This is a genomic window from Mycobacterium sp. (genome assembly GCF_049683935.1).
Classification (GTDB): Bacteria; Actinomycetota; Actinomycetes; order Mycobacteriales; family Mycobacteriaceae; genus Mycobacterium.
This window is the reverse complement of record NZ_JBAUJR010000387.1, coordinates 1-2,855: the sequence shown is the minus strand read 5'-3', so window position 1 is coordinate 2,855 and position 2,855 is coordinate 1. Positions and strand designations below refer to the sequence as shown.

Genomic DNA, 2,855 nt, shown 5'->3' with positions numbered 1-2,855 from the left:
GCTGAAGGGCGGGCTGGCGTTCATCGACACCCCGGGTGTCGGCGGCCATGGCCAGCCGCATCTGTCGGCGACGCTTGGCCTGCTGCCCGACGCGGAGGCCATGCTGATGGTCAGCGACACCAGCCAGGAGTTCACCGAACCCGAGATGACGTTCATGCGGCAGGCTCTGGAGGTCTGCCCGGTCGCTGTGATCGTCGCGACCAAAACCGATCTGTACCCACACTGGCGCCGGGTGGCCGATGCCAACGCCGCCCATCTGCGCCGCGCCGGCCTCACCACGCCGATGATCCCGGCGTCCTCGACGCTGCGCAGCCACGCCGTGCAGCTCAACGACAAAGAACTCAACGAGGAGTCGAACTTCCCCGCCATCGTGAAGTTCCTGTCCGAAAATGTGCTCTCGCGCCAGAACGACCGCGTGCGCGATCAGGTGGTCGGTGAAGTGCGTGCCGCCGCGGGGCATCTGAAGATGGCTGTGGAGTCGGAGCTTTCGTCGTTCACCGATCCGCAGGCCAGGGAGAACCTGACCGCAGACCTCGAACGCCGCAAGCAGGAAGCGCAGGAAGCTCTGCAGCACACCGCGCTGTGGCAGCAGGTCCTCAGCGACGGCATCGCCGACCTGACCGCCGACGTGGATCATGACCTGCGGAACCGCTTCCGCAACATCACGTTTCACACCGAGCGGGTCATCGACGCCGGTGATCCGACGCTGCACTGGGCCGAGATCGGCGCCGAGCTCGAGGACTCGGTCGCCACCGCTGTGGGCGACAACTTCGTGTGGGCGTACCAGCGTGCCGAGGCACTGGCAGCCGAAGTGGCGCGCACCTTCATGGAGGCCGGGCTAGACGCGGTGCGGATGCCGGCGATCGACGCGCGGGACATGGGTGCCGAATTCGGCGAGTTCAACTCGCTGGCCCAGTTGGAGGCCAAGCCTCTGAAGGTCGGCCACAAGATCGTCACCGGGATGCGCGGCTCGTACGGCGGGGTGCTGATGTTCGGCATGCTGACCTCCTTCGCCGGGCTGGGCATGTTCAACCCACTGTCGCTGGGCGCCGGCTTCATCCTCGGTCGCAAGGCCTACAAGGAGGACATGGAGAACCGGATGCTGCGGATCCGCAACGACGCCAAGACCGCCGTGCGCCGGTTCGTCGACGACGTCGCGTTTGTGGTCGGCAAGGAGTCCCGCGACCGGCTCAAGGGCATCCAGCGTCAGCTGCGTGATCACTACCGCGAGATCGCCAACCAGACCACGCGTTCGCTGAACGAGTCGCTGCAGGCCACGCTCGCCGCGGCAAAGATGCAGGAGGACGAGCGAAACACCCGGGTCAAGGAACTCGAGCGTCAGCTCAACATCCTGCGGCAGGTCATCGACCACGCCGACAAGCTGGTCTCGCCTGCGGGGTCACTAAGCTCGGGGGGTTAGTTGTCGGGCAACTCGAAACGGGCGAACCCTGAGCACAAGCGATCACGTGCGGGCGATCCTGGGTGGCACCACCGCGGCCTACCGGGCCGACCCCGCATACCGGCAGCGTCCCGATGTGCACAACGGGCTCGAACTCATCGGCCGCCGGCTCAACCAGCCGATGCGCATCGCGCTCGCCGGCACCCTCAAGGCAGGTAAGTCCACGCTGGTCAACGCCCTCGTCGGCGAGGGTATCGCGCCCACCGACGCGACCGAGGCCACTCGAATCGTCACGTGGTTCCGGCACGGACCGACACCCAAGGTCACTGCCAATCACCGCGGTGGCCGACGGTCCAACGTGCCGATCGCCCGGGACCCGCACGATCGGGGCCTGACGTTCGACTTCGCCATGCTCGATCCCGACGACGTCATCGACCTCGATGTCGAATGGCCCGCGGCCGAACTCACCGACGCCACGATCATCGACACGCCGGGGACCTCGTCGCTGTCCCGCGACGTGTCGGCGCGCACGCTGCGCCTGCTGGTACCTGAGGACGGCGTCCCACGGGTGGATGCCGTCGTCTTCCTGCTGCGCACCCTCAACGCCGCCGACATCGCGCTGCTCAAGCAGATCGGTCAACTCGTCGGCGGCTCCTCCGGCGCGCTGGGGGTGATCGGGGTGGCGTCGCGGGCCGATGAAATCGGTGCGGGGCGCATCGACGCGATGATGTCGGCGAAGGACGTCGCCCAGCGGTTCACCACCGAGATGGACCGCACCGGCATCTGCCAGGCCGTGGTGCCGGTGTCGGGGCTGCTGGCGCTGACCGCCCGCACGCTGCGGCAGAACGAGTTCGTGGCGCTGCAGAAGCTCGCCGGGGTAGAGGGCGCCGACCTGACGAAGGCGATGCTGTCGGTGGATCGCTTCGTCCGCGATGATGACTCGCTGCCTGTCGACGCCGCCACCCGGGCCGCGCTGCTGGACCGCTTCGGCATGTTCGGTATCCGGATCTCCATCGCCGTGCTGCGCGCCGGGGTGAGCGACTCGGTGGCGCTGGCCGACGAACTGCTCGAGCGCAGCGGCCTCGTCGAACTGCGCGACGTCATCGATCAGCAGTTCGCCCAACGCTCGGACCTGCTCAAGGCGCACACCGCGTTGTTGTCGCTGCGACAGTTCGTGCAACTGCACCCGGTGTACGCGACGGCCCAGATACTCGCCGACATCGACCCGTTGCTGGCCGACACCCACGCGTTCGAGGAGCTTCGCCTGCTCAGCCAGTTGCGGTCCCGGCCGGCCACCCTCAACCCCGACGAAATGGCCTCGCTGCGTCGGCTGATCGGCGGGTCCGGTACCGATGCGGCCAGCCGGTTGGGACTGCAACCGGAGGCCCTCGACGACGGGCCCCGCGCCGCCTTCGCCGCAGCTCAGCGCTGGCGTCGGCGCGCGGAGCATCCGCTC

Annotated in this window: 2 protein-coding genes; both read left to right on the top strand. The window is 67.9% G+C overall.

The window, feature by feature from the left end:
- On the top strand, positions 1 to 1,420 hold a 1,420-nt coding region (gene iniA, locus WA965_RS22315; protein ID WP_526448083.1), incomplete at its 5' end, for an isoniazid-induced dynamin-like GTPase IniA.
- 28 nt (positions 1,421 to 1,448) lie between these two features.
- Positions 1,449 to 2,855: dynamin family protein (locus WA965_RS22310; protein ID WP_526448084.1), on the top strand; the 1,407-nt coding region annotated here is incomplete at its 3' end.